Annotated in this window: 18 protein-coding genes and 2 pseudogenes; 13 read left to right on the top strand and 7 right to left on the bottom strand. The window is 52.1% G+C overall.

Features of this window, described 5'->3' with window-relative positions; all coding sequences use genetic code 11:
* Positions 1-128 precede the first annotated feature (128 nt).
* From VI25_RS28280 to VI25_RS04760, 7 genes and pseudogenes are all read left to right on the top strand, one after another.
* Complete coding sequence (locus tag VI25_RS28280; RefSeq protein WP_316934256.1) at positions 129-1,328, top strand: AMP-dependent synthetase/ligase; 1,200 nt, start codon at positions 129-131, stop codon at positions 1,326-1,328.
* Complete coding sequence (locus VI25_RS28275; protein ID WP_316934255.1) at positions 1,325-1,924, top strand: AMP-binding protein; 600 nt, start codon at positions 1,325-1,327, stop codon at positions 1,922-1,924. The genes VI25_RS28280 and VI25_RS28275 overlap by 4 nt, the downstream gene beginning before the upstream one ends.
* A 121-nt stretch (positions 1,925-2,045) precedes the next feature.
* On the top strand, positions 2,046-2,879 hold the full coding sequence (locus tag VI25_RS04780) for a carboxypeptidase-like regulatory domain-containing protein (protein ID WP_045688398.1): 834 nt from the start codon (positions 2,046-2,048) through the stop codon (positions 2,877-2,879).
* Between the two features lie 137 nt (positions 2,880-3,016).
* Complete coding sequence (locus tag VI25_RS04775) at positions 3,017-3,493, top strand: MarR family winged helix-turn-helix transcriptional regulator (protein WP_045688397.1); 477 nt, start codon at positions 3,017-3,019, stop codon at positions 3,491-3,493.
* Positions 3,494-3,634: 141 nt separating this feature from the next.
* Positions 3,635-6,041 (top strand): annotated as a pseudogene (locus VI25_RS04770) (3-hydroxyacyl-CoA dehydrogenase NAD-binding domain-containing protein).
* 298 nt (positions 6,042-6,339) lie between these two features.
* Positions 6,340-7,518, top strand: coding sequence for an acetyl-CoA C-acyltransferase (locus VI25_RS04765; RefSeq protein WP_045688396.1), 1,179 nt, complete (start codon positions 6,340-6,342; stop codon positions 7,516-7,518).
* A gap of 330 nt (positions 7,519-7,848) precedes the next feature.
* Complete coding sequence (locus VI25_RS04760) at positions 7,849-9,636, top strand: acyl-CoA dehydrogenase family protein (RefSeq protein ID WP_045688395.1); 1,788 nt, start codon at positions 7,849-7,851, stop codon at positions 9,634-9,636.
* A gap of 88 nt (positions 9,637-9,724) precedes the next feature.
* On the opposite strand, the gene VI25_RS04755 is transcribed toward VI25_RS04760, so the two are convergent.
* Positions 9,725-11,452 (bottom strand): T9SS type A sorting domain-containing protein, encoded by a 1,728-nt coding sequence (locus tag VI25_RS04755; RefSeq protein WP_082455395.1) that lies wholly within the window; start codon positions 11,450-11,452, stop codon positions 9,725-9,727.
* A 157-nt stretch (positions 11,453-11,609) separates the two neighbouring features.
* Positions 11,610-13,034: a hypothetical protein gene (locus VI25_RS04750; protein WP_152981491.1), complete on the bottom strand. Its 1,425-nt coding sequence runs from the start codon at positions 13,032-13,034 to the stop codon at positions 11,610-11,612.
* A gap of 418 nt (positions 13,035-13,452) precedes the next feature.
* Here VI25_RS04750 and VI25_RS04745 point away from each other — a divergent pair, with 418 nt between their 5' ends.
* Complete coding sequence (locus VI25_RS04745; RefSeq protein ID WP_045688021.1) at positions 13,453-13,692, top strand: hypothetical protein; 240 nt, start codon at positions 13,453-13,455, stop codon at positions 13,690-13,692.
* Positions 13,693-13,814: 122 nt separating this feature from the next.
* Here the strand turns inward: VI25_RS04745 and recG are convergent.
* The 5 genes and pseudogenes from recG to VI25_RS28265 form a co-directional block, all read right to left on the bottom strand.
* Positions 13,815-15,912: pseudogene (gene recG, locus VI25_RS04740) on the bottom strand (ATP-dependent DNA helicase RecG).
* Between the two features lie 91 nt (positions 15,913-16,003).
* Positions 16,004-16,600 carry a gliding motility lipoprotein GldD gene (gldD, locus tag VI25_RS04735; protein ID WP_045688020.1) on the bottom strand — a complete coding sequence of 199 codons (597 nt, stop codon included), beginning with the start codon at positions 16,598-16,600 and terminating at the stop codon, positions 16,004-16,006.
* 173 nt (positions 16,601-16,773) lie between these two features.
* Positions 16,774-17,199 carry a single-stranded DNA-binding protein gene (locus VI25_RS04730; RefSeq protein WP_045688019.1) on the bottom strand — a complete coding sequence of 142 codons (426 nt, stop codon included), beginning with the start codon at positions 17,197-17,199 and terminating at the stop codon, positions 16,774-16,776.
* 96 nt (positions 17,200-17,295) lie between these two features.
* The gene (locus VI25_RS28270; protein ID WP_316934254.1) at positions 17,296-17,928 is read right to left on the bottom strand and encodes an NUDIX domain-containing protein; all 633 of its coding nucleotides are present in this window, start codon (positions 17,926-17,928) and stop codon (positions 17,296-17,298) included.
* A complete protein-coding gene (locus tag VI25_RS28265) occupies positions 17,916-18,386 on the bottom strand; it encodes a hypothetical protein (protein WP_316934253.1) in 471 nt (156 codons plus the stop codon). The genes VI25_RS28270 and VI25_RS28265 overlap by 13 nt, the downstream gene beginning before the upstream one ends.
* Before the next feature lie 155 nt (positions 18,387-18,541).
* Between VI25_RS28265 and VI25_RS04720 the strand changes: the two genes are divergently transcribed.
* From VI25_RS04720 to VI25_RS04700, 5 genes are all read left to right on the top strand, one after another.
* Complete coding sequence (locus VI25_RS04720) at positions 18,542-18,889, top strand: HU family DNA-binding protein (protein ID WP_161806875.1); 348 nt, start codon at positions 18,542-18,544, stop codon at positions 18,887-18,889.
* An 81-nt stretch (positions 18,890-18,970) separates the two neighbouring features.
* Entirely contained in the window at positions 18,971-19,876 is a 906-nt protein-coding gene (locus tag VI25_RS04715; RefSeq protein ID WP_045690056.1) for a tetratricopeptide repeat protein, read from the top strand.
* Positions 19,877-20,245: 369 nt separating this feature from the next.
* Positions 20,246-21,853 (top strand): ribonuclease E/G, encoded by a 1,608-nt coding sequence (locus VI25_RS04710; RefSeq protein ID WP_045690057.1) that lies wholly within the window; start codon positions 20,246-20,248, stop codon positions 21,851-21,853.
* Between the two features lie 216 nt (positions 21,854-22,069).
* Positions 22,070-24,136 (top strand): ATP-binding protein, encoded by a 2,067-nt coding sequence (locus VI25_RS04705; protein WP_055562314.1) that lies wholly within the window; start codon positions 22,070-22,072, stop codon positions 24,134-24,136.
* 5 nt (positions 24,137-24,141) lie between these two features.
* A complete protein-coding gene (locus tag VI25_RS04700; protein WP_045688218.1) occupies positions 24,142-24,393 on the top strand; it encodes an Hpt domain-containing protein in 252 nt (83 codons plus the stop codon).
* The last annotated feature ends 7 nt before the right edge of the window (positions 24,394-24,400 follow it).

Here is a 24,400-nt window from a genome sequence, read left to right as displayed (position 1 = left end):
CTGCTTTCAGCTGAGCATAGGAGCTTTCCCGTAAAAAAAGTAGTTATTTAAGCAGCGTTTTCTGTTGCGCTTTCTTGTGTGGCCTAACGGACTATTGCTCTGCCTCTCTTTTACTACTCCCACCCCTAGTGTCTTTCACTCGCATGGACATTCGCCGTACGTTTGATATTCTGCCTCAACTTCAGCAGAAATACAACAAGCCTGATTGCTTCGCCGCAAAAATCAATGGCCAATACACGCCTATTAGCACAGATGCGGCGGTTGAAAAAGTCAACCAAGTAAGCCTGGGCTTGCGCAGTTTGGGCGTTGGTAAGGACGATAAGGTCGCCATTATCTCCATGAACCGTCCTGAGTGGATGTTCGCTGATTTTGGCATTGCCCAACTAGGGGCCACCAGCGTACCCATGTATCCCAGCATCACGGTAGAGGATTACAAGTACATCTTTTCGGATGCCGACGTGAAGGCCGTGTTTGTGTCCGACAAGAAATTGCTGGACAAAGTGCGTGAGGCCACGCAGGGGCTGAATATTCCGCCGCAGAACGTTTTCACCTTTGATAAGGTAGAAGGCGCCCGCCACTTTTCGGAGCTGCTAGACTTGGGCAAGCAAGGTAACCCCGCCGATTTAGAGCCTTTGAAGGCTGCCGTGCAGCCCGATGACCTGCTGACACTTATCTATACTTCGGGCACTACAGGCCAGCCCAAAGGCGTGATGCTGACGCACAACAATATCCTCAGCAACTGCCGCAATGCCCAACGTTTCGTACCCGTCACGAAAGATGATAAGGCCCTAAGCTTCTTGCCGCTCTGCCACATCTTTGAGCGCATGGTAACCCATATATACCTCATCAACGGCGTAAGCATCTACTATGCCGAGAGCATGGAAACCATTGCCGACAACCTACGCGAAGTGAAGCCTGAAATCTTCACTACCGTGCCGCGCCTGCTGGAGAAGGTATACGATAAGATTGTAGCCAAAGGTCATAGCCTGGAAGGCACCAAGAAGCAGCTTTTCTTCTGGGCACTTAACCTGGGGCTCAAGTACGATAATCAGCAGAACCACGGATTCTTCTATAACACCCAATTGGCACTAGCCAATAAGCTCATCTTCAACAAGTGGCGCGAAGCACTTGGCAGCAATCTGCGGTGTATTGTGAGCGGGGGCGGAGCCTTGCAGCCCCGCTTGGCCCGTGTGTTCTGGGCGGCGGGCATTCCAGTAATGGAAGGTTATGGCCTCACCGAAACTTCGCCGGTTATTGCCGTGGGTGGCTATGAGCCCGACAACAATATGATTGGTACCGTGGGCCCATCATCGATAATACGGAGGTGAAGATTGCAGCCGATGGCGAAATCTTGACTAAGTCAGAATCGGTAATGAAAGGCTATTACAACAAGCCCGAGCTGACGGCCAAAGAATTTGACGAAGAAGGCTGGTTCCACACTGGCGACATCGGCGAAATTGTAGAAGGCCGGTTTCTCAAAATTACTGACCGTAAGAAGGAGATGTTCAAGACCTCCGGGGGTAAGTATATTGCCCCGCAGGTTATTGAAAGCAAGCTCAAGGAGTCGCCGCTGGTAGAGCAGTGTATGGTAGTAGGCGACGGGCAGAAATTCCCTTCCGCGCTGGTTATTCCGTCCTTTGATGATTTGAAAGGCTGGTGCAAGCGCAACGGGGTTGATTGCAATGGCTCCAACGAGGAACTCGTCAAGAATGAGAAGATAGTGAAGATGTACGAGGACCTAGTGCACAAGTACAACAGCGGCTTTGCGCAGTGGGAGCAGGTGAAAAAGGTAGTACTGCTACCTCATCTCTGGACCGTGGAAACCGGGGAGATGACTCCAACCATGAAAGTCAAGCGTAAAATCATCACCGCCAACAACAAGGACATTATCGAGAGGCTTTACCAGCACGCTGAGAAGCATTAGTAATCGACTTATAAAAGGCCCAGCTACCAACCAGTAGCTGGGCCTTTTTGCGCATGATGGAAATGGCATGTTGTTGGTAGCCACAAAACAGACCCAGGTTGAGCGTCTTTATTTTACTCTCATGAACAAGTCTTACGTTTCGGCGGGCTTTGTGCTAGGCAGTAGCCTATGCATGATAACCAGTTGCAACAAATCCAACGGGGTTGATCCAACACCTGCCGCTATTGGCGCTATTGTATCGGGTGTGGTATTGGCGCAGGATGAAGTGCTACAGCCAATGAGCAAAGGAGGCTCAACAGTAATGATAGAAGGCACGGATAAGAAAGCCTTAACTGACGCCCAAGGCAGCTTCGAATTGCGAGATCTTAAGCTAGGAAAGTATGTTCTTAACGTAAGCCGTGCTGGTATGGGCACTCTTCGATACGAGCTAGAAATCAAAAGTCCAGCCCCTGTTGATATTTCTTCAATCATGCTGGACCAAGAAAGTAGCACACAAGTGCTCAGCATGACCCCCGTGGGGAAGTACATGCATTCATTGGCAGATGAGGTGGCCGCGTTTGAATGTCAAATAGCCTATAACCCCCAGCTCTATCCGGCACCCAAGCTGTACTCGATGATGCTGTTCTTGGGCAATATGAGTGAGGTAAGTAATACAAGCTATGTGTCGGCTACTCAACTCAGTCAATCGGAAAGCACGCCGGCGCCTGCCATTAGGGGTATTGCTAAAATGCGAATTGCATTTCACACGTCCTCACTGAATAGTTTGGGGTTTGCAAGGGGTGACAAGGTATACGTAATAGCTTACGGAGCACCACGAGATGTTGCAAGTGGCGGCATTGGGTGTGAAGCCTACTACTTTGAGCCTTATTCCTTCAATCCGGCCACCGGCCAAGTGCGGCGGGTAGTGGCCAACTTGAACGCTAAGCCGGTGAGAACCAGCTTCACTATGCCCTAGGCTAAGCTAAAGCTGATGAAAGGTTAGCCTGCCCTATCTACAGCAAAGATGCCTGGGCAGGCTAAACTTTTTTTGCGCAAATTAGTATGCAAGCATAACATATTTCTGTATGTTTACCGGACTTGTTCTTGCCCACCATGACACCTGAAGAAACCGTCGATTATAATATCAAAGTTGCCTGGCACGCCATTTCGCGCATGTACAATACGCAGGCGGCCAAGCACGACATCACCACTAGCATTGGCTTTGTGCTGCTGAACATCGACCAGGAGAACGGTACACCTGCCACCAAGATAGCACCTTTATTGGGTCTAGAAACCCGTTCTCTGACACGCATTCTGCGCAGCATGGAGGAGAAAGGGTTGATCTACAAACAGGCTGATACCCAAGACAAACGCTCGGTGCGAATTTTCCTTACCGAGGAAGGCCTGCGCGGTAAGGAAATATCTCGTCAGACAGTTCGTCATTTCAACTCCAAGGTGCGAGAGAAGATACCGCAGAGCGAGCTAAATGTGTTCTTCAAAGTCGTCGCTCAAATTACGGGCATGATTGAGGGCAAAACGCTCTACGACGACTTCAAACCTAAACCCCTGCGCTCCGAGTCGCCGGCCTAGGCCAGCAGCTCGGAGTATTTGCTTTTGATGCTCAACCCGATTAGCGCTAAACCGTCCCTATAAACTCGGCATGACGAGTAGTTTGGTGCTACTATCTTCTACTGATTCTTTCATTTCTCACCCACTCATTCCTCCCCACGAATGAATCGTATCATCAAAAAAGTAGCTGTATTAGGCTCCGGTGTGATGGGCTCGCGCATTGCGTGCCACTTCGCCAACATCGGGGTGCAAGTACTGTTGCTAGACATCGCGCCGAAAGAACTACTCCCTGCAGAAGAAGCCAAAGGCCTAAAGCTGGACAACCCCGCGGTGAAAAACCGCATTGTAAACAGTTCTTTGCAGGCAGCTGTGGCGGCTAACCCCTCGCCGCTCTACCGTAAGTCGGAAGCCAGCCGCATCAAGACCGGCAACTTCGACGATAACCTCAAGGACATTGCTACCTGCGACTGGACGATTGAGGTAGTGGTAGAGCGCCTTGATATCAAAAAGAGCCTGTTTGAGCGTGTGGAGCAATACCGCAAGCCCGGCACGCTGATTACCTCGAACACCAGTGGCATCCCGATTCACATGATGACGGAGGGCCGCTCCGACGATTTTAAGAAGTACTTCTGCGGCACTCACTTCTTCAACCCGCCGCGCTATCTGAAGCTCCTCGAAATCATCCCAACTCCCGACACGGACCAGGCGGTAGTTGATTTCCTGATGCACTACGGCGACCTGTACCTGGGCAAAACCACCGTACTGGCCAAAGACACCCCGGCTTTCATTGCCAACCGCGTAGGCGTTTTCGCCATCATGGATGTGGTACAGGTGATGAGCCAGCTAGGCCTGTCGGTAGAAGAAGTAGACAAGCTCACCGGTCCGGTTATTGGTCACGCCAAGTCGGCTACGTTCCGCACTTCCGACGTGGTAGGCTTGGATACGATGATCAACGTAGCCAATGGTCTAGCCCAAAACCTGCCCAACGACGAAGCCAAAGCCGTATTCCAACTGCCAGACTTCATCAAGAAGATGGCCGAGAACAAGTGGCTGGGCGACAAAACCGGCCAGGGCTTCTACAAAAAGGTGAAAGGCGAAGGCGGCAAGTCGGAAATTCAGGCTCTCGACCTGAATACGCTGGAGTACAAGCCGAGCGCCAAGGTGAAGTTTGCGACCCTGGAAACCACCAAGCCCATTGAGAAGCTGGCCGACCGCTTCAAGGTGCTAGTGGCCGGTAAAGACAAAGCCGCTGACTTCTACCGCAAGACATTCGCAGGCCTGTTTGCTTACGTGAGCAACCGGATTCCAGAAATCACAGACTCGCTCTACAAGATTGACGACGCCCTGCGCGCTGGCTTCGGCTGGGAAATGGGGCCGTTTGAAACCTGGGACGCGCTAGGCGTACAGAAGGGTCTGGAACTGGCGCAAGCCGAAGGCAAGACCGTGGCTCCCTGGGTGGAAGAAATGCTGTCCGCCGGCAACGCTACCTTCTATAAGGTGAGCGAGCAGGGCGTGAAGCAGTTCTACGACATCGAGAGCAAAGCCTACAAAGCCATTCCCGGCGTCGAGAACTTCATCATCCTCGATAACCTGCGCGCCACTGGTAAAGTGCTGTGGAAAAACGCAGGCGCTTCAGTACTCGACCTCGGCGACGGTATTCTGAATGTGGAGTTCCATAGCAAGATGAACGCGCTGGGCTCCGACGTAATTCAGGGCCTGATGAAGGGCGTGGAGCTAGCGGAGAAAGACTTCCGTGGCTGGTAGTCGGCAACGACGGACCAAACTTCTCCGCTGGTGCTAACCTGGGCCTAGTGTACATGTTTGCGCTGGATCAGGAGTACGACGAGCTAAACCTGATGATTGCCCAGTTCCAGCAGGCCATGATGCGCATGCGCTACAGCAGCATTCCGGTGGTAGGTGCTCCGCACGGCCTCGCTCTGGGCGGCGGCTGCGAGCTGAACCTACACTGCGACCGGGTGGTAGCGGGTGCCGAAACCTACATGGGCCTCGTGGAATTTGGCGTAGGCCTGATTCCCGGTGGTGGTGGCACCAAGGAAATGACCCTGCGCACTGCGGCCAAGTATGAGGAAGGCGAGCCAGAGTTCAACCTGCTGCGCAACACCTTCATGACGGTTAGCACCGCCAAGGTTTCCACTTCGGCTGCCGAAGCCTTCGACCTGGGCTTCCTGCGCCGCGGCGACGAGGTGGTGGTGAACAGCAACCGCATTATTGCGCAAGCCAAAGCTGCCGCTATCGAGCTGGCTGAGGATGGCTACACCCAGCCTACCCAGAAAACCAACATCAAGGTGCACGGTAAAGGAGCCCTGGCCATGTTCATGACCGGCGTGCACGCATGAAGGAAGGCCGCTACATCTCCGACCACGACGTGAAGATTGCCAACAAACTGGCCTACATCATGTGCGGCGGCGACCTAAGCAGCCCCACTGAAGTATCGGAGCAGTACCTGCTGGATCTGGAGCGCGAAGCCTTCCTCAGCCTCACCGGCGAACGGAAAACGCTGGAGCGTATCCAGAGCATCCTGACTACGGGCAAACCGCTGCGGAACTAGAAATAGCTGTTTCTGTTCGAGAATGGGAGCTAATAGACATCGGGGCGGAAAGGATTATATAGCTATGTATCCAAAGCTGAGTAAGTGGATACAGCAATGTGTTTTCTGTCAAACAGAAGGATATAATCCGGATATGCCTGATGGAACATTCGCTGCTCATAACATTAAGAACATGTTTCCGTCGCTAGCTCTCGATGAAGATGGAGCATGCGAGCAATGTCGATTTGCGCAAGGAAATCGAAGCTACTCATCTTGACAAACGGGCTTTTGCAACCCCACTCTTAAAAGACTCACTACAATGAATGCATATATCGTAGCTGGTTACCGCACGGCTGTTGGCAAAGCCACCCGCGGCGGTTTCCGCTTCACCCGCCCCGATGACCTCGCCGCCGACGTCATTAAGCACTTGGTAGCCTCCGTGCCTGCTCTTGATCCTACTCGCATTGACGATGTGATGGTGGGCAACGCGGTGCCAGAAGCGGAACAAGGCCTGCAAATGGGCCGCCTGATTTCACTGCTGGCCCTGCCCATGAACGTATCGGGCCTCATCGTGAACCGCTACTGTGGTTCCGGCGTGGAAACTATTGCTATGGCCGCCAGCAAAATCACGGCTGGCATGGCCGACTGCATCGTGGCCGGTGGTACCGAGAGCATGAGCATGGTGCCCACCGTGGGCTGGAAAACGGTGCCCAACTACAAGCTAGCCCAGCAGCACCCCGACTACTACCTCGGTATGGGCCTGACCGCCGAAGCCGTAGCGCAGGACTACAAAGTGTCACGTGAGGACCAGGACCAGTTTGCTTACAACTCGCACCAGAAAGCCATTAAGGCTATTCAGGAAGGTAAGTTCAAGTCGCAGATTGTGCCCATCACGGTAGAGGAAACTTACCTCGACCAGGCCACCGGCAAGAAGAAAACCCGCTCTTACGTAGTCGATACCGACGAAGGTCCCCGCGCAGATACCTCCCTGGAGGCGCTGGCCAAACTACGTCCGGTATTTGCGCAGAACGGCTCCGTAACGGCTGGTAACTCCTCCCAGACTTCCGATGGTGCCGCTTTCGTGCTGGTTATGTCGGAGCGCATGGTAAAGGAGTTGAACCTGGAGCCCATTGCGCGCATGATTACCTACGCCACCGAGGGCATTGACCCGCGCATCATGGGTATGGGCCCAATTAAGGCTATTCCGAAGGCGCTGAAGCAAGCCGGCATGCAACTCCAGGACATCGACCTGATTGAGTTGAACGAGGCCTTCGCGTCACAGTCCATTGCTATTACCCGCGAACTGGACATTGACGAAAGCAAGCTGAACGTGAACGGCGGCGCCATCGCGCTAGGCCACCCGCTCGGCTGCTCGGGCGCCAAGCTCAGCATTCAGCTCTTCCATGAGCTGCGCGAGCGGGGCCAGAAGTACGGCATGGTTACCGCCTGCGTAGGCGGCGGCCAGGGCGTAGCTGGCATCTATGAATTGCTGAAGTAAGCTGGTAGCGTATTCGGTGGTCGGTGGCGTGCGTCTCTCGGAAAGCGTGGCAGCGTTTTTCACTGGAAAACTCACTTGACCCACGACACCGACCACCGGATATGCTCCATTTTCAGAACCAGATACTTACGTAAGCTGTTCTGCTTCTAAAGATTATAAACCCCGGCCTGCGGGGTTTCTTTTTCGGAAAGTACTCGGCAAGCATAACATAATTTGTTATCTTTCGGTATCCCACACAGAAGGGGCTATTGGCGGCCTGATAGTAGGTATGCCGAGCATCTTCCCTCTAATTGACATCGATTTTTCCAACCCCCTACATCTCACCCGGTCATGGAAGTAACCAACAAGCTTGTGAAAGGCGGCGAGTTCATCATTAAAGAAACCGACGCTCAGGATGTATTTACCCCCGCCGATTTTTCGGAGGAGCAGAACATGATGCATCAAACGGCCCTGGACTTCGTCGAGAAAGAAGTGCAGCCCCTACTGGAGCGCCTTGATAACCACGAAGAAGGCCTGATGCGTGGGCTGATGGAAAAGGCCGGGGAGTTGGGCCTGTTTGGGGTTAGCATTCCCGAGCAGTACGGCGGGCTGGATATGGATTTCACTACCTCCCTGCGCGTGACCGAAGGCGTAGGCGGTGGCCACTCGTTTCCGGTAGCGTTTGCGGCCCACACGGGTATTGCCATGCTGCCCATCCTGTACTTCGGCAACGAAGAGCAGAAGGCTAAGTATCTGCCTGGCCTAACCAACGGGGAACTGATGGGTGCTTATTGCCTCACGGAGCCCGGCTCTGGCTCAGACGCGCTGGGTGCTAAAACCAAAGCTATGCCGACTGAAGACGGTGAGCACTATGTGCTAAACGGTCAGAAGATGTGGATTACGAATGGTGGTTTCGCCGATGTATTCATTGTATTTGCACAGGTAGACGGCGACAAGTTCACTGGCTTCATTGTGGAGCGTAACACGCCCGGTCTGAGCCTCGGTAATGAGGAGCACAAGATGGGTATCAAAGGCTCTTCTACCCGTCAGGTATTCCTGTCGGATGTGAAGGTACCGAAGTCTGCCGTACTGGGTGAGATTGGCAAAGGCCACCTCATTGCTTTCAATATCCTGAACATTGGCCGTATCAAACTGGCTGCGGCGTGCTTGGGCGCTACCAAAATGGCGTCTACGCTGAGCGTGAAGTACGCCAATGAGCGGGTGCAGTTCAAGCTGCCTATCAGTAAGTTTGGTGCTATCAAGCACAAGCTGGCTCAGCAGGCCGTGCGTATCTACGCCGTAGAATCGGCTATTTACCGCGCCGGTATGGACATTGCCCGCATGGAGCAAGAGCTGCTGGCAAAAGGCCAGAGCCACAACGAGGCCCTGCTGGGTGCTGCTCGTGAGTTTGCTGTGGAGTGTGCTATTCTGAAAGTAGAAGGCTCGGAAGTACTCGACTATGTAGTGGACGAAGGCGTACAGGTGTATGGCGGCTACGGCTTCTCGGCCGACTACCCCATGGACCGCGCGTACCGCGACTCGCGCATCAACCGCATCTTCGAGGGCACGAACGAAATCAACCGTATGCTGGCCGTTGACATGATCCTGAAGAAGGCCATGAAAGGCGAGTTGGATTTGATGGGCCCTGCCCAAGCGGTACAGCAAGAACTGATGGCTATTCCAGATTTCAATTTGGAGGAGGAAACTGGTTTGTTCGCTGCTGAGAAAAAAACCATCCAGAAGCTGAAGAAGGCCATTCTGATGGTAGCTGGTACAGCTGTTCAGAAATACATGAACTCGCTCGCCAAAGAGCAGGAAGTATTGATGAACATTGCCGACATGGCTATCAAAGTGTACACCGCCGAAAGCGTGCTGTTGCGCGTGGAGAAGGAGGCCGCTACCAAGGGCGAAGAAGCCCTATCGGTACAGGCTGACATTGCCCGGGTGTATTTGGCTGACGCCGTAGACCAAGTGCAGAAGTTTGGCAAGGATGCCATTGCCTCCATGACGGAAGGGGACGAGCAGCGTCTGATGGCTATGGGACTGAAGCGCTTCACTAAAGCGGACCTGTACAACGCCAAAGATGCTCGCCGCCGTATTGCCGACGTGCTAATTGCCGCCAACGAATATGCTTTCTAAGCCACAGAAAAATTAATTGCTTAAGTTCAAGTAACAACGAAAAGCCCCCTCTGCTAGAGTAGAGGGGGCTTTTCGTTGTTGTGCGCGGCTATTGAATAACAATCTGATGACGAACAGAGTGATTGTCAATCAGGAAGTGAAGTGAATAAATGCCGGCAGAAAGATGCTGAACGTCGAAGCGCGTCTCGGTATACGTTCCAGAGGTAGATGCTGGCAGCAATTGGCGCCGTACTACTTGCCCTAGGCTGTTGTACAGTAAAACCTGAATGGCCTTTGCAGTAGAAGCTCCCTTAAGCGAAGGGAGACGCAAGGTAAAGTGAGTAGATGCTGGGTTGGGGAAGACCTGTAGCTGTGCGGCAAAGGCCGGATTCTGGGTGGCCGTTACAGTGGAGCCAAGTTGCGCTACAAAAGGGCCAGCTTCTGCGGTAGTAAAGGAGCCAAAAGCCGCAGTAGCGTCACAATAACCTGCTACCACAGGTTCACCTGCAGGACTCAACGATAAGCCATAGCCAAAGTCACGGCCAGAACTGCCGGCTCGAGTGGCCCATTGCCATTGGCCCGTAGCTCCGGCTAGCTTTGCTACAAAGACATCTTCGTTGCCAGCGCTAAGTAGTGGAGGCAACGAACCGAAGGTGGCCTCCTCGTTGAATGTGCCAGCTACTAGCGCATCACCGCTAGGGGTAGCTATTACAGTTGGTTCGGGAGCATAGTAGTAGTCGTTGACCTGCGTAGCCCATTGCCACTGGCCTGCTCCATTTACTTTAGCCACAAAAATTGCTTGCGGCCAAGAATCACTAGGTGCCGTGAGTACGGGTGTGGCGCCAAACTGCGCAGATCGGGAAAAAACACCCGCTATAAAGGCCTCGCCGGAAGGTGTGGTAGCTATACTTAGCCCGCTTGTAGACCCGGGACCAGCTACCTGGCTTGCCCACTGCCACTGTCCCGTACTACCAGTCAGCTTAGCCACGTAGGTATCGGCCATCGTGCTAGTGAGAGCGGGGAGGGCTCCAAACTGCGCAGTGCCAGAGAAAGAGCCAGCCGTAAGTACGTCTCCGTTGGGTAGGGCTGCAATTATTCGGCCGGTACTCTCTGCCCCAGGTATCGGAGTTGCCCATTGCCACTGTCCCGTACTACCGTCGGCCTTTGCCACAAAGGCGTTGGGGCCAATGTTGCCGGCGGTTGCTGTAGCACTAGTGAAGCTAATGTTGTCTCCGAAACTAACCCGGCCCCTAAAGAAGCCAGTAAGGATAGGGTCGCCGTTAGAAGTAAGCGTTACTTGTGTTGCTTCATCGGCATCAATACCAAAGCCTTGGGTAGTTGATACCCATACCCATTGCCCTGTATTACCATTCAGCTTGGCCACAAAAGCCTCACGGCCGCCTCCGCCCCCGGTTGGCAAGGTGCCAAAAAGATTTCCTTCTAGGCAATAGCCTACGGCCACTACATCACCGGTTGAAGTAAACGCAGCGCTTTTCACGGCACTTTCTGTATATGAGGTGCCAGCCTGAATGCTAGTAGACCATAACCACTGCTTACCTCGAGTATCGTACTTCGCTATAAATCCTGTAAACCGGCCCGTTGGCAAGGGTGCTAGAGTGCCAAACTGAGGAACTCCCGTGTAGGAACCCATCAGAATAACGGTACCGTTGGGCCCGGCTGCACAGTAGTTAGGGCGGACGGTGGTGCCTGCCGGCTGGGGGCTAACGGCTAATGCACTCCACGTGGGCGTCTGTGCCACAGAGCCTGCTGGAATGGCTAGCCATGCTACACACAAACACAACCATAAACGGTAATAGGAAATAAGTAAGGATTTCATGGTAACAGCTTAAACGTGAATAACTGCTATAATATACTGATTATTTAATACATGCAATTCGGCCCCACAATACCCGGGCATCTGTAGTGCTCAAGTGCTGTGGGGCCGAACTGTATATTGAAGTAATTGGGCTACTTTACCACAATTTTATTTAGCATTAGGGCCGAAGATTTTTTGCTAGGGCGCTCACGCCTACAATGGTTTTAGCATCTAGCCATCCGGTAAAATCCTTCACATAGGATGGGTTCTGGTCGGCTGCTACATTCAGTCCCAGACCTTTTGGCTCTTGCACGGCACCGTTCTGTCCGTTGAGCCGGCGTAGGTAGAGGTCAGATTTTCCTTTGATTTTCTCCCAGGTTACAAGCTGGAGTTCGGATCCAAACATAGCGGCCCGGTAGCCTATACTACTAAATCCTTCGGCGGCGGGCGCTACTTGGTCTTTCGCCACAATACGCTGCCAACTGGGGGTAAGAAACTCGTTATATCCAAACACATGTAGTTCGCGGGTATGGCCCGGGGAGTCGTCGCCTCCTTCCTCGAATTTCTTTTCTGCCAGCACAACGAGTTGCTTCTCTTCGGTCAGGAATAAGTCGGTTAGGTACACATCCTCGAGTCGTTTGGCAGTAGCACCGCTGGCCTTGTTTACTAGTGCTAAGTACTCGGGCGTGAATTTTACCTCGGGCGCAAATTTCATTTCGCTCTCGCCGCTAAAGTCAAACTTTATAACTTTTAGGCTGTGGTACAAACCACTTTCACGTTCATTGCAAATGGCGGCGGCATATAGCATGTTATCGGGCTGTAAGGCAAAGCGGGAGTCAAATACGTTGACCACCTTGCCACCGAATGTACCGCCCACTGACACCGACATTACCTTGATGTCGGGGGAGTCGTTGCGGTAGCGCCGCACGGTAAGTTTCTTCATCTCATCACCCACCAACGTTACGTATTGGGTGCCATCATTGCCCACATGCACTGTGGTAGAGAAGAAGCCGCCTTGGTCATGAAAGTCGTAGGTGCGGTCTTTTAACTTCTGTAGCTTCTCATCAAACACGGTTGCGCTGATAGCTTTGATTTGCGCTTCGCGGGTCAGGTAGCGCCAAGCAACTAGCTTGGTGCCGTCCGAAGAGAATGATACACCTGGCCGCCGGTCGCGGCTACCTGTTTCAATCAGTTTCTTACTACCCGACTTTTGTCCATTAGCGAGAGAGATAGTATGGGCGGAGAGGGTTTGGACAGATCCTTCCTTTTGGTAGACAACCACTACCGCCTGCTCCGCAGAACGAGCAAATCCATCAACCGCCTGATCGGAAGTGAGGGGTAAGGCTGCCGACCATAGTCGCTTCAAATCCGCGTCGTACCGCTCAATCGTATATTCTCCGGCTGCCTTGTGAGCTAAAATAACAAAGCCCCCACCAGGCAAAATGAGGGTCTTGCTAGGTACGCGCTGATTATACCGGTCATCGGATTTTTCCGGGAGGTAGCTAAAGGAAGCCGACTTTACTTTCTGAGCTATCAAATCTCCTGAAGCCAGTTGAAGGCTGGCAGCGAGTAGGCTAGTTGCCAAAATATAAGAAAAACGCACAGGCAAAGGCAGTTAAGAAGCCAAGAATAAAAAGACTGAAAAATGTACTCTCCAAAGGTATCCAACTTCTGTTGTTCTCCGTACAACCCGCGCTTCCCTAGCAAGTTGCTAGTTAAGCACTGTTTCTTCACGCTTACTTAACGCTAAAGAGGCTGATTTTAACGTAAAAAGCGACAAACTTTGTGATGACAAGCGAGACGCAACGTTCCTTTTTTGGGACGAGGTCTTTCGATTGTAGTCCTAAAAAATATGAATATTCTTCAATAGATCATTTTCACGCATCGTAGAGAGCCACTCTGGAGGCATCTGCATTGGTTAGCCCTAGCTTCATACTATGGCTAAAGCATATTTCTTCTCATGATTAGTTTGGCCTAAAAATTGATAAGCCAGACCAGCCTTCAAAACGGTACTGCACACTATGAAGTCTTTACTCAAGTTTTTTCTGCTTTTCTCGCTAGTTATTTTGGGCAAGGTTGCCAAGCAGCAAAGCTTTACTGTTACTACTGCCAAAGCTTCACGGATTGGATTGCAAGCCCCTATTCGTAGTGCTTCGATGCTCAACTCTCGGTTAGCAGCAAAAAGTGAAGTTTCTGGTGGTGGTAGCTATTTCTGGCAAACAACAGCACCAGTAACCAACGAGCACGTTAGTTACGAATAGCTTCGGTAGGCGACTCTTAAGTCGCCTTTTTTGTGCTCTACCCCATAGAAACGGGTCAGCGAGAGTCTACCAGTAGACTCTCGCTGACCCGTTTCTATGAGAAGCAAATGCCTCACTCTTGGTCAGCTAATGCGGCTCCAATTGACGGCCGTGGCGGGCAAGCTTTCAATATGCCGACGGATAGGCTGGTTGTTTGGCTTGTGAAGGCCAGGATCGTCGGTGAGGAGGGCTTGGGCGGCGGCTCTACTCTCGGAAAGAATACGGCCGTCTTTTGCCAAGTCGGCAATCAGCAAATCCAGTACGCCGCTTTGTTGGGTACCCATAAGGTCGCCGGCCCCGTAACTTCAAATCGATATCGGCAATTTCAAATCCATTGTTGGTACGCACCATGGTTTCAATGCGCGTGCGCGAGTCTTTGCTGAGCTTGTAGCCGCTCATCAGGATACAATAACTCTGCTCGGCGCCCCGTCCTACTCGGCCGCGGAGCTGGTGCAACTGGGATAGGCCAAACCGTTCGGTGCTTTCAATAACCATAACGGAAGCATTGGGCACGTTCACCCCCACCTCAATAACAGTGGTAGCTACCATGATCTGGGTTTCTTGCTTCACGAAGCGCTGCATTTCGGCATCTTTCTCTCCCGCCGTCATGCGCCCGTGCACAATGCTGATCTGGAACTCGGGGAAAGCGCGCGCAATACTCTCGTAGCCATCCATGAGGTCTTTGTAGTCCGCCATGGCTTCGCTTTCCTCAATTAGGGGGTACACGATGTATACCTGCCGACCCAAGTTGATTTGATCACGCAGAAACTGAAATACCTTGAGCCGGTTGGCATCATAGCGATGCACCGTTACGATGGGTTTGCGGCCAGCAGGTAGCTCGTCAATTACAGATACGTCCAAGTCACCGTAGAGCGTCATGGCCAAAGTGCGAGGAATAGGCGTAGCCGTCATGACGAGTACGTGGGGTATCACATGCGGGTTCTTCTGCCACAATTTAGAGCGCTGGGCTACCCCAAAGCGGTGCTGCTCATCCATGATGGTAAGGCCCAAATTCCGAAACTGCACCACATCTTCTAGCAGGGCATGCGTGCCTACGAGCATGTGCATCTCGCCGGAACGCAGCTGCTCGTGTAGTACGCGCCGCTCGGCGGTGCGGGTACTGCCGGTGAGCTTACCAATCTTGAGGCCTAGTAGGTCTGCAAACTGTTTTAAGCCCACATAGTGCTGATCCGCTAGAATCTCAGTGGGAGCCATTAAACAACTCTGGGCCCCGTTGTCGGCCGCCATCAGCATGCTAATGAAGGCAACAATAGTTTTGCCTGAGCCTACATCGCCTTGCAGCAAGCGGTTCATTTGCTTGCCCGAGCAAAAATCCTTGTAGATATCGTGAATAACGCGCTTTTGGGCTCCCGTGAGGTCGAAGGGCATCACGTTCTTATAGAAGTGCACTAGAGTAGGCACCTCCTTAAATACTTGCCCTGCTAGCTCCACCTTGCGCTGGTCTCGTTGACGCAACAGCTTCAGCTGCACATAGAACAGTTCCTCAAACTTGAGTCGGAACCGAGCCGTTTGGAGCAGTTCCGTACTCTGCGGGAAGTGTATCTGCTGAATGGCCGTGGCTTTATCCATCAAGCCGTACTGACGCACCAAGTCCTCCGATAGAGTTTCGTGTACTTGCGGTAAGGCAATCTTCAGCAGATCGGCTACCATGCGGGCAATAGCCTTGCTGTCTATGCGATGGTAGTTCTTGAGCTTCTCAGAGGTGTTGTATACCGGCTGCAAGTAGCTTTGGCCAGCCTTTGCTTCGGTCACTTCTTCTAGTTCAGGATGAGCCATTTGGGGTCGCCCATTAAACATGGTCGGTTTCCCGAAGACAATATACTCCTGATGGTTTTTAATGATTTTCTCCAGGTAATTTACCCCTTTAAACCACACTAGCTCTAGCTCGCCGCTGGCATCAGCCACTTTGGCCACCATGCGCTTCTTGGGGCCTTCGCCCACCACTTCCCGGTTGCGTAAAATGCCCTTTATCTGCACAAAGGGCAGGTCGTCATGCAGGTCGCAGACGTTGTAAAACTGCGTACGGTCGAGGTAGCGAAAAGGGTAGCGCTGAATTAGGTCGCCGTACGTAAACAGGCCCAATTCTTTCTGCAGCAGCTGGGCCCGCTGCAAGCCTACGCCACGCAGGTACTCTAGTTTGGTTTGAAAGAAATTACTCATAGTTCCATGAGCAGTGAACTAGGAGCCGATAACAAAACTCCCACAAGCATGCCACAACAGGCTTGTGCTACGCGGGGTGTATCGGTCTAGTCTACTGGTATTTCAGCGTGTTCAGGAGCTGTACAATATCTTTCTTCACGTAGTCGATAACCGGAGCCAGCGAGTCGTTTGCCGTGGCTGTGCGGAAATACAGGGCCCCGCGGAAGAAGTGCTTGGTGCTATCGGTAGTATAGAATTGAAACTGGCTAGGTACATCGCCCTGCAACTCAAAAACGGACACCCGCATTCCGTTTGGGGTCTTCAGTACACTCTCGTCAATAGCCGTAGCTTTGATTTGATGTTTGCTGGTGAGTTTGCGGGCGTCTTCAAGAAGCTTGTTGCTTAACTGCCGGCTTTGGCGCAAATCGGAGTAGGTGATCTGGACGCTGGCGTGCAGCTGAGGATAATACACATTAATCCAATGCGGCTGCGCCAAGTAGGAAGAATCACGCAAAATCTTGGCGAAGCGGGAGTACTGGAACGTGTATGGGTGCCCAGGAGCCAATTGTTGGTATCGGTGGGGCGGAAGATCAATACGATTGAACCCCTTAGGTTTGGGCGTGTAGTCGGGTGCTTCATTGCAGCCGACCAAGAGGGCCACGCTAGTCAATGCCGTACCCCAGGTGCTCAAAAAACGGAAAACAGCCATACAAGACGAATGAGAAAGTAAAGGTAGCTACAACGCGGCAGGAACCGGCCCTAGTTTCCCCTGGCATTTGTAAGCCAGCAAGACTGTTTCCCCAAACTACCTAGCTTGACCTATTGTAGGAAGCAAAAAGCCCTGAGCAGTTGTCAGGGCTTTAAGTAGTGCTATGAAAAAGCTTAGAAGGGTAGCCGGTCTAGCTCGGGTTCTTGCCGGAATGTAGCAGGAGCTTCGGGGGCAGCAGGCTGTTCGGGGGCTGGGCTTTCGCCTGTGGTTCGAACTCCCAACAAGGAGATTTCCTCGGCTACGATTTCTGTAACGTAGCGGGTCTGGTTGTCCTTGTCTTGGTACTGCCGGGTCCGGATGCGCCCTTCCACGTATACCTGCTGGCCTTTGCGTAAGTGCTTTTCGGCTAGTTCTGCCAAGCCGCGCCATGCTGCAATAGTATGCCACTCGGTACGCTCTACGCGGTTACCCTGCTTGTCCTTGTAATACTCATTTGTAGCCATCGTAAAGTTAGCTACTGCGTTGCCGCCTTCCAGATGCCGCACTTCGGGGTCTTTGCCCAAGTGGCCAATTAGGATAACTTTGTTTACGCTTGCCATGCCGTTGAAAAAGAAGATGTTGAAAATTAAATAGGGAGTGTTTTTCTTTGTTTAAAGATACGTATTCTGTAGTTAATTGCCAACTTATTTAGTTGATTAAAAGCCGATATTGCTAATGTAATTGGTAATAAGAATTGACTTTGGCAACGATTCTATTTCAGAAGCTTTGTAGGGTAGCAAACCTGCAGTAGCAAGTGCCTTTGGAGTAAGTGGCGCTTCCAACTTCACGGGATGAAAGCGAGCTTCTACTTTTTGATGGCTTAGAACGTGCCGCAAGCTCTGAACGGGCTCTTCTACCTGAGCAAGATCTATGCGGCCGCCCAGTGCTTCTACTGTGTCAACTACCGTGCGTGCGGGTAGATCAGCCGAGTCGGCTTCATGCAAGGCAAAGTCATACAGCCCTTCCCAAATATCTTTAGGCCCCCGTTTGCGCATGTACAACGTGTCTTCGTACTGAAGCACGAAGTAGTGGAAGTAGCGGGTGCGGCCCGCTTTTGCCTTGCTTTTCACCGGCAATTCAGAAATCAGCCCGTGTTGAAAAGCATAGCATTGACTTTGCAGAGGACAAAACAAGCAATCTGGTTTCACAGGGGTGCATTGAATGGCCCCGAACTCCATAATGGCTTGGTTAAATTCTGCCGGTTGATCAGCCGGAATAAGCGTATCAGCTACTTGCTGAAATACCTTACGGCTCGCGGGCGCTGCAATATCCTGGGCTAAGCCAAACACGCGGCTAATACTCGGTATACATTGCCATCGAGTACTGCTACCTGCTCATCATAGGCAAACGATGCAATTGCTGCGGCAGTGTATTGCCCTACGCCCCGCAGCTTCAGCAGCTCGGCGTACGTGCCCGGAAACCGTCCGCTGTATTCCTGCACCACTTGCTGAGCAGTATGGTGCATGTTGCGAGCCCGCGAGTAATATCCTAACCCTTGCCAATGGCGTAGAACTTCGTCTTGGGGTGCTGCTGCTAAATCGTGTACAGTGGGGTAGGTCGTGATGAAATCGAGATAATAGGGTAGACCCTGTTTCACCCGAGTCTGCTGCAAAATCACCTCCGACAGCCAAATAGCATAAGGGTCACGAGTGTGGCGCCAGGGCAGGTCGCGACGGTGGCGAGGGTACCAGTTCAGTAAGGCTGCGCCAAACCAAGGATTGGAAGATGAAACAAAAGTTGAGCTCAAGGCTTTGAGAAAGAAATAGTTGGATGCAACCAGGTAACCGTACCCGATTGCAGTGAAATCTATTGTAAAACCAAAAAAGGCAACTACCTTTGTGCCCCTCAAAACGTTAGCAACCCCTTACCGGGCAAGTGCTTACGTTTTGGGGACGGCAAGTTTTGCCAAGCACCCATTTTTCACACCTTAGTACACATACCAGCGTGACTAAAGCAGAAGTAATCGCCGAAATTGCCGACAAAACCGGCATCGAAAAAGCAGACGTTTCGGCTACCGTAGAAGCCTTCTTCAAAGTGGTGAAGGACTCTATGGCCGACGGCAACAACATCTACGTGCGTGGCTTTGGCTCGTTCGTAAACAAAAAACGCGCGAAGAAAGTAGCCCGCAACATCTCCAAAAATACGTCGATTATCATCGACGAGCACTTCATCCCGAGCTTCAAGCCGTCGAAGACCTTCATCGGTAAGATCAAGAACAGCAAAAAGATCAAGGAGACGGCTAACGCCTAATTTCTTGGTTACGTTATTGCCGGCTGAGCCGCTGGGTGTCTACCTGTTGGACATCCGGCGGCCTGCTTTTTCATCTTATTAATGGCGACTACTTCCTCTTCTTCGAAGCATCAACTGTTGGTTCTGGCGCTAGCTGTAGCGCTGGTTGTGGGCTTGTTTTGGCTGCCGAAGGTGATTGTAAAGCCCAAAGGTGACAAAGGGAGCCTGCAAACGGCTGCTAGCACAGCAAACCGCGACGCCGGAGCCGCTGCCCCCTCCACAGCCGCCAGTGGCTTAGACGAGCATGGCCATGACACAGGTGCTACTCCTGAGCAGCCCCACATGACTGTGCCGGCTGCCCAGCGCACCGAAATCAATGGCCTGCTGACTAAGTACAACGCTGAGCAGAACATTACTGCCAAGCTGCGGCTGGCTTCTGAACTGGCTGCCAAGTACAAAGCAGTTGAAAAATTTGACAGCGCTGGCTACTACTACGAGCAAGTAGCCTTGGTGCGCCCTGGGGAGCAAGCGTGGAAACGCGCTGCCGATGAGTACTTCGAGGCGTATAGTTTCGCAGCTACTGAGGAGCGGCAAAAGCTGCTAGGTGCTAAGTGCCAGGAGTTGTACGGGAAAGTTCTCAAGAATAACCCCGACAACCTCGATGCCAAAACTAATCTGGGTATGGCATTTATGGCGAGCACCAATCCTGTGCAAGGAATTCAACTCCTGCGCGAAGTCTTGGCTACCGATCCGCGCAATGAAAAAGCCTTGTATAACCTTGGTTTACTGGCTATTCAAAGCAATCAGAACGACAAAGCAGTGGAACGATTCCGGGAATTGATGAAAGTCAATCCTGAAAACGTCAATGGACAGTTCTATCTTGGCGTCTCGTTAGCTCGTAACGGAGCTAAGGAAGAGGCTCGGCAGGCTTTCCTGAAAGCCAAAACGCTCAGCACCGACCCGGCTCTGGCTGCTTCAGTAGACGAGGAACTCCAAAAGCTGCAATAGCCTGTTACGAGCTGTCTTGCAGCCGAAACAAAGAAATCAAAATCATTTAACCACCTAACTCATCATCATCATGCCCTGCGGTAAAAAGAGAAAGCGTCATAAGATTGCCACTCACAAGCGGAAGAAGCGCCTGCGCAAGAACCGTCACAAGAAGAAGTAAGCCTTCCGGGGTTTGCTGGCGGGTTATTTCGTACAGAGATTATGACCCGTGTATCTCTCACTTAGCATCTCTGAGAGTGGCTAGCTACTTGCTTTCCCCCCGGCTTAAAAGGGAAGTTGGCGCATTATGCGCTGGCTTCCCTTTACGGGTTTCTGGTGGAAAGCATCAGCGGCAGCTCTCACGGGAGGCTACTCTAACCGCTTAATCCATTGAGTAACGAATTAATCATTAATTCTACTCAGGACGGAGAACGGATTGCCCTACTACAGGACAAGCGGCTGATCGAATACCATTTCGACCGCAATGACACCGCCTACTCGGTTGGTGACATCTTCCTGGGTACGGTCAAGAAAGTTATGCCCGGTCTGAACGCCGCGTTCATTGACATTGGGTATCAAAAAGATGCCTTTTTACACTACGGCGACTTGGGGGAGAGCTTCCCCTCGCTAACGAAGTGGGTAAAAGGCGTACAATCGCAGAAAATTCCCGTTGGGCCCCTGAAAACATTCCAGTTTGATGGGCCGCTCGACAAAGTCGGTAAAATCGACAGCACCCTGAAGAAGGGCCAGCAACTGCTGGTTCAAATCATTAAGGAGCCTATTTCTACCAAAGGTCCGCGCCTATCAACGGATATTTCCATGGCGGGCCGTTACTTGGTACTGGTTCCTTTCTCTAATGTCATCAGCGTATCTAAGAAGATTGTTAGCAAGACGGAGCGGGAGCGGCTCAAGCGCCTCATTGCCTCCATCAAGCCCGACAACTTTGGTGTCATTATCCGAACTGTAGCCGAAGGGCGTGAGGTAGCGGAGCTTGACAAGGATATGCAGAGCATGGTGGATAAGTGGGATACACTCTTCCAGAATCTGCGTAAGGCCAAGCCAAACGACAAGATACTTGGAGAGTTGGGCCGTACTAGCTCCATGTTGCGTGACATGCTCAACGAGTCGTTTGATGCCATTACGGTAGACTCGACGCCCATGTACGAAGAAATGCGGAATTACCTGCAGCAGATTGCGCCCGACAAGCTCGGCCTGCTGAAGCTACATTCCGGCAAAGTAAAGGTCTTCGAGCATCTGGGTATCGAAAAGCAGCTTAAAACGCTGTTTGGCAAAACCGTAACGGTACCCGGCGGCGGATATCTGGTTATTGAGCACACAGAAGCCCTGCACGTCATCGACGTTAATTCAGGCAACAAGAGCAATCAGGAAGGCGACCAAGAGGCCACAGCCCTGCACGTGAACCTCGCGGCTGCCAAAGAAGTAGCCCGCCAGCTTCGGCTGCGCGACATGGGCGGTATCATCGTTGTCGATTTCATCGATATGAAGTCGGGCGAGAGCCGCAAGAAGGTAGAAGATACGGTGCACAGCATTATGAAGCTGGACAAAGCTCGGTATACTATTCTGCCAATCACCAAGTTTGGTTTGCTTCAGATTACCCGGCAGCGTGTGCGGCCGGCCGAAGCCATTGTCACCGGCGAGGTATGCCCCACCTGCGGTGGCACAGGCAAGATTTCAGCTTCCATCCTTGTGACGGACGAAATCGACAACAGCATTGAAGACCTACTGATTACGCAAAATCAGTCAGGCATTACGCTTTACGTACATCCCTTCTTACATGCTTACTACACTAAAGGCTTAGTAAGTCGGCAAATGAAGTGGTATCTAAAGTATTACAAGTGGGTGAAGGTTACGAAAGACACTAGTCTGGGCTTAACCGAATACCGCATCGAGGACGAGCAAGGCGAGGAAATCGAGTTGCACTCTGCCGCTGCGGCCATGAGCCGGTTGCAGGACCGGGAAATAGAAATAACTGACTGACGGATTTTTTCTGCGAGAAAACTCCTCCTGATAGAAGAGAGGCCCGGACTACAGGTAGTAGCCCGGGCTTTTTTATGCAAGCAGCCAGTGACTAAGCACAGCTTTAGCCGTTAAAAGCACCCATTGAATGGGTAGAAAGGTCCATTTAGCCAGATGTCTGACCTTTTATGAAGTGAAAACGTATTTTCGAGGCTGTCTTTATGGTAGCTCTCACGCATGCAATTTCCTGTTCCTACTATCTTATCAGATCTGCCATCAGAATTAGCGCAAGCTCAGCAGCGTATTCAAGATCTGGAACAGGCCTTGCACCTTGCCAATGCGCAGAGTGAAACAGTAGGCCAACGCCTAAGTCAGCTGGTAGACCACCTGCAAGAAGGGGTGATGCTGACAAATGAGAAAGGTATTATCGTGTTGCTTAATGAGCAGTTTTGCTTGCTATGGAAATTGCCAACACGGGCTGCCTATTGGCACGGTCGGTCTTGGCAGGAGCTAGGTGCGGCTGCCAGGCCACTAGCCGCTGATCCAGTTGCATTCGAGCACCGTCTGCAGGAATGCAGGGCCCAAGGAGAAGCTGCTTTTAACGAACCCATTTTCTTGGCGGACGGACGCGTGTTGGAGCGGGATTTTGTTCCGATACAAGACCCTGGCACTCCGGCAGTATTGCTGGTGCGGCTACGTGATATAACTGAGTACTATAGCGTTACAGAACAGCTTCGGGCCGTTGCTAGCATTCCTGGTCAGAACCCTAATCCTATCTTTCGGTTCGATACAGCCGGGGAAGTACTTTATAGGAACACTGCCGCCACTGTTTTATCTGAGCCTTTGTTGGGTCCGGAGCAGGAGAATTTGTTGCAGCAGCTGCAACGCTTGGCAATGGATGCTTTGGCTGCTAAGGAGGTCAAGCAAGTGGACTTGGCAGTAGCCACGGGGTACTACACGGCTTTCGTAGTACCTATTGAAAAGGAAGGATACGCTAACCTCTACCTAGCCAATATTACCACGCGCATTCTGGCCGAACAGGAAATGCAGCAGGCTAGGTTAGAGGCCGAGGCTGCGGTGCAGGCCCGGGAAAACTTCTTAGCCAATATGAGTCATGAAATTCGCACGCCCATGAATGGCGTGCTGGGCATGGCTGGGCAACTAGGAAAAACTCGCCTTGACGCTCGTCAGCAGGAGTTCCTGCGCATTATCCGAAGCTCGGGCCAGCATCTACTGAATATTATTAATGACGTGCTGGATATGGCCAAAATTACTTCGGGTAAGCTAGAATTCGAACAAACAGCTTTTAACCTCTGCGACTCGATAAGTTCCGCGCTACAGCCGTTAGTTATGCAAGCCCTTGAGAAAGGGCTGACTGTAGAAGGCACGCCGCTCCGTGATTCTTGCCCGTTGCCCTGGGTGCTGGGCGACCCATACCGTATAAATCAAATTCTGATTAATCTGATGGCCAACGCCGTGAAGTTCACGGAGCCAGGCGGTCGGATTACAGTAATCGGTAAGCAGATTGCTACCAGCACGGACACGCTGACGGTGGAGTTCAGTGTAACCGATACGGGAGTAGGTATTCCGCTGGATCAGCAGGCGCGCATCTTTGAAGGATTTACTCAGGCCTACTCTGATACTACCCGACGCTTCGGGGGTACAGGACTAGGGCTAAGCATTTCACGCGCTATTGTGGAGCAGCTAGGGGGCACCCTAACGGTAGAAAGTGAGGTAGGACGCGGCAGTACGTTCCAATTTACCCTCACGCTCCCACGCACGCACGCAGTACCCACTTCGACTCTAGCGCCCGCATTCGATACCGGGGCTTTGCAGGGCCGCCGAGTACTACTGGTTGAAGACAATGAAATCAACCGGGATGTAGCACGCATGCTACTAGAAGAGTGGGGCGTAGTAGTAGACGAAGCAGAAAATGGACAGCAGGGTCTCGACCTGTTCAATCAGCATCACTATGATGTAGTGCTAATGGACATTCAGATGCCCGGGATGAGTGGTTTAGAAGCGACGGCAGCTATTCGCCAGCTGCCCGACCGTAAGCGGGCCAATGTGCCAATTTTGGCTCTTACTGCTAATGCGTTTCGGGCTGATAATGTGCGCTACCTTGCAGCCGGTATGAATGCGTGCCTGACTAAACCATTTGAGGAGGCGGAGCTGTATCAGCAGATAGAACGCTTGCTCAAGGAGGCGGTTTCCGTCGTTGAGCCCAGCTATGATCTTACCAAGCTACGTGCGCTTTCCCATGGTCGCGAAGCTTCGTGGGGAAGATTATTCGCTCTTTTCTAAATAATATGCCCACCAGTATTGCGAAGGTAGAAGCTGCGGCGGCTACTCACGACTGGCCGCGAGTGGCGGAGCTAGTGCACCACATCAAACCAAGCCTGGAGTCGCTTGGTATACACAATGTGAGTGCCGCAGTGCGTCAGCTAGAACAGGGACCGAATGGGGCCGAAGCAGAGCAGCTACCTTTGCCGGAAGCAGTAGCGCGACTGGTAGCGCAAGTGAACCGGGCATTGCAGGAACTGCCGCAGGAGCTATCCTAAAGTTCGA

Origin of the sequence: Hymenobacter sp. AT01-02 (assembly GCF_000961955.2) — a bacterium.
Lineage (GTDB): Bacteria > Bacteroidota > Bacteroidia > Cytophagales > Hymenobacteraceae > Hymenobacter > Hymenobacter mucosus.
This window is presented reverse-complemented; position numbering and strand designations above follow the sequence as displayed.

Excerpts from the sequence above, each read along its gene's own strand:
- VI25_RS04755 (WP_082455395.1), bottom strand. The coding sequence starts at position 11,452 with ATGAAATCCTTACTTATTTCCTATTACCGTTTATGGTTGTGTTTGTGT.
- VI25_RS04775 (WP_045688397.1), top strand. The coding sequence starts at position 3,017 with ATGACACCTGAAGAAACCGTCGATTATAATATCAAAGTTGCCTGGCAC.
- VI25_RS04745 (WP_045688021.1), top strand. The coding sequence starts at position 13,453 with ATGAAGTCTTTACTCAAGTTTTTTCTGCTTTTCTCGCTAGTTATTTTG.
- gldD (WP_045688020.1), bottom strand. The coding sequence starts at position 16,600 with ATGGCTGTTTTCCGTTTTTTGAGCACCTGGGGTACGGCATTGACTAGC.
- VI25_RS04705 (WP_055562314.1), top strand. The coding sequence starts at position 22,070 with ATGCAATTTCCTGTTCCTACTATCTTATCAGATCTGCCATCAGAATTA.
- VI25_RS04780 (WP_045688398.1), top strand. The coding sequence starts at position 2,046 with ATGAACAAGTCTTACGTTTCGGCGGGCTTTGTGCTAGGCAGTAGCCTA.
- VI25_RS04765 (WP_045688396.1), top strand. The coding sequence starts at position 6,340 with ATGAATGCATATATCGTAGCTGGTTACCGCACGGCTGTTGGCAAAGCC.
- VI25_RS04760 (WP_045688395.1), top strand. The coding sequence starts at position 7,849 with ATGGAAGTAACCAACAAGCTTGTGAAAGGCGGCGAGTTCATCATTAAA.
- VI25_RS04730 (WP_045688019.1), bottom strand. The coding sequence starts at position 17,199 with ATGGCAAGCGTAAACAAAGTTATCCTAATTGGCCACTTGGGCAAAGAC.
- VI25_RS04715 (WP_045690056.1), top strand. The coding sequence starts at position 18,971 with ATGGCGACTACTTCCTCTTCTTCGAAGCATCAACTGTTGGTTCTGGCG.
- VI25_RS04700 (WP_045688218.1), top strand. The coding sequence starts at position 24,142 with ATGCCCACCAGTATTGCGAAGGTAGAAGCTGCGGCGGCTACTCACGAC.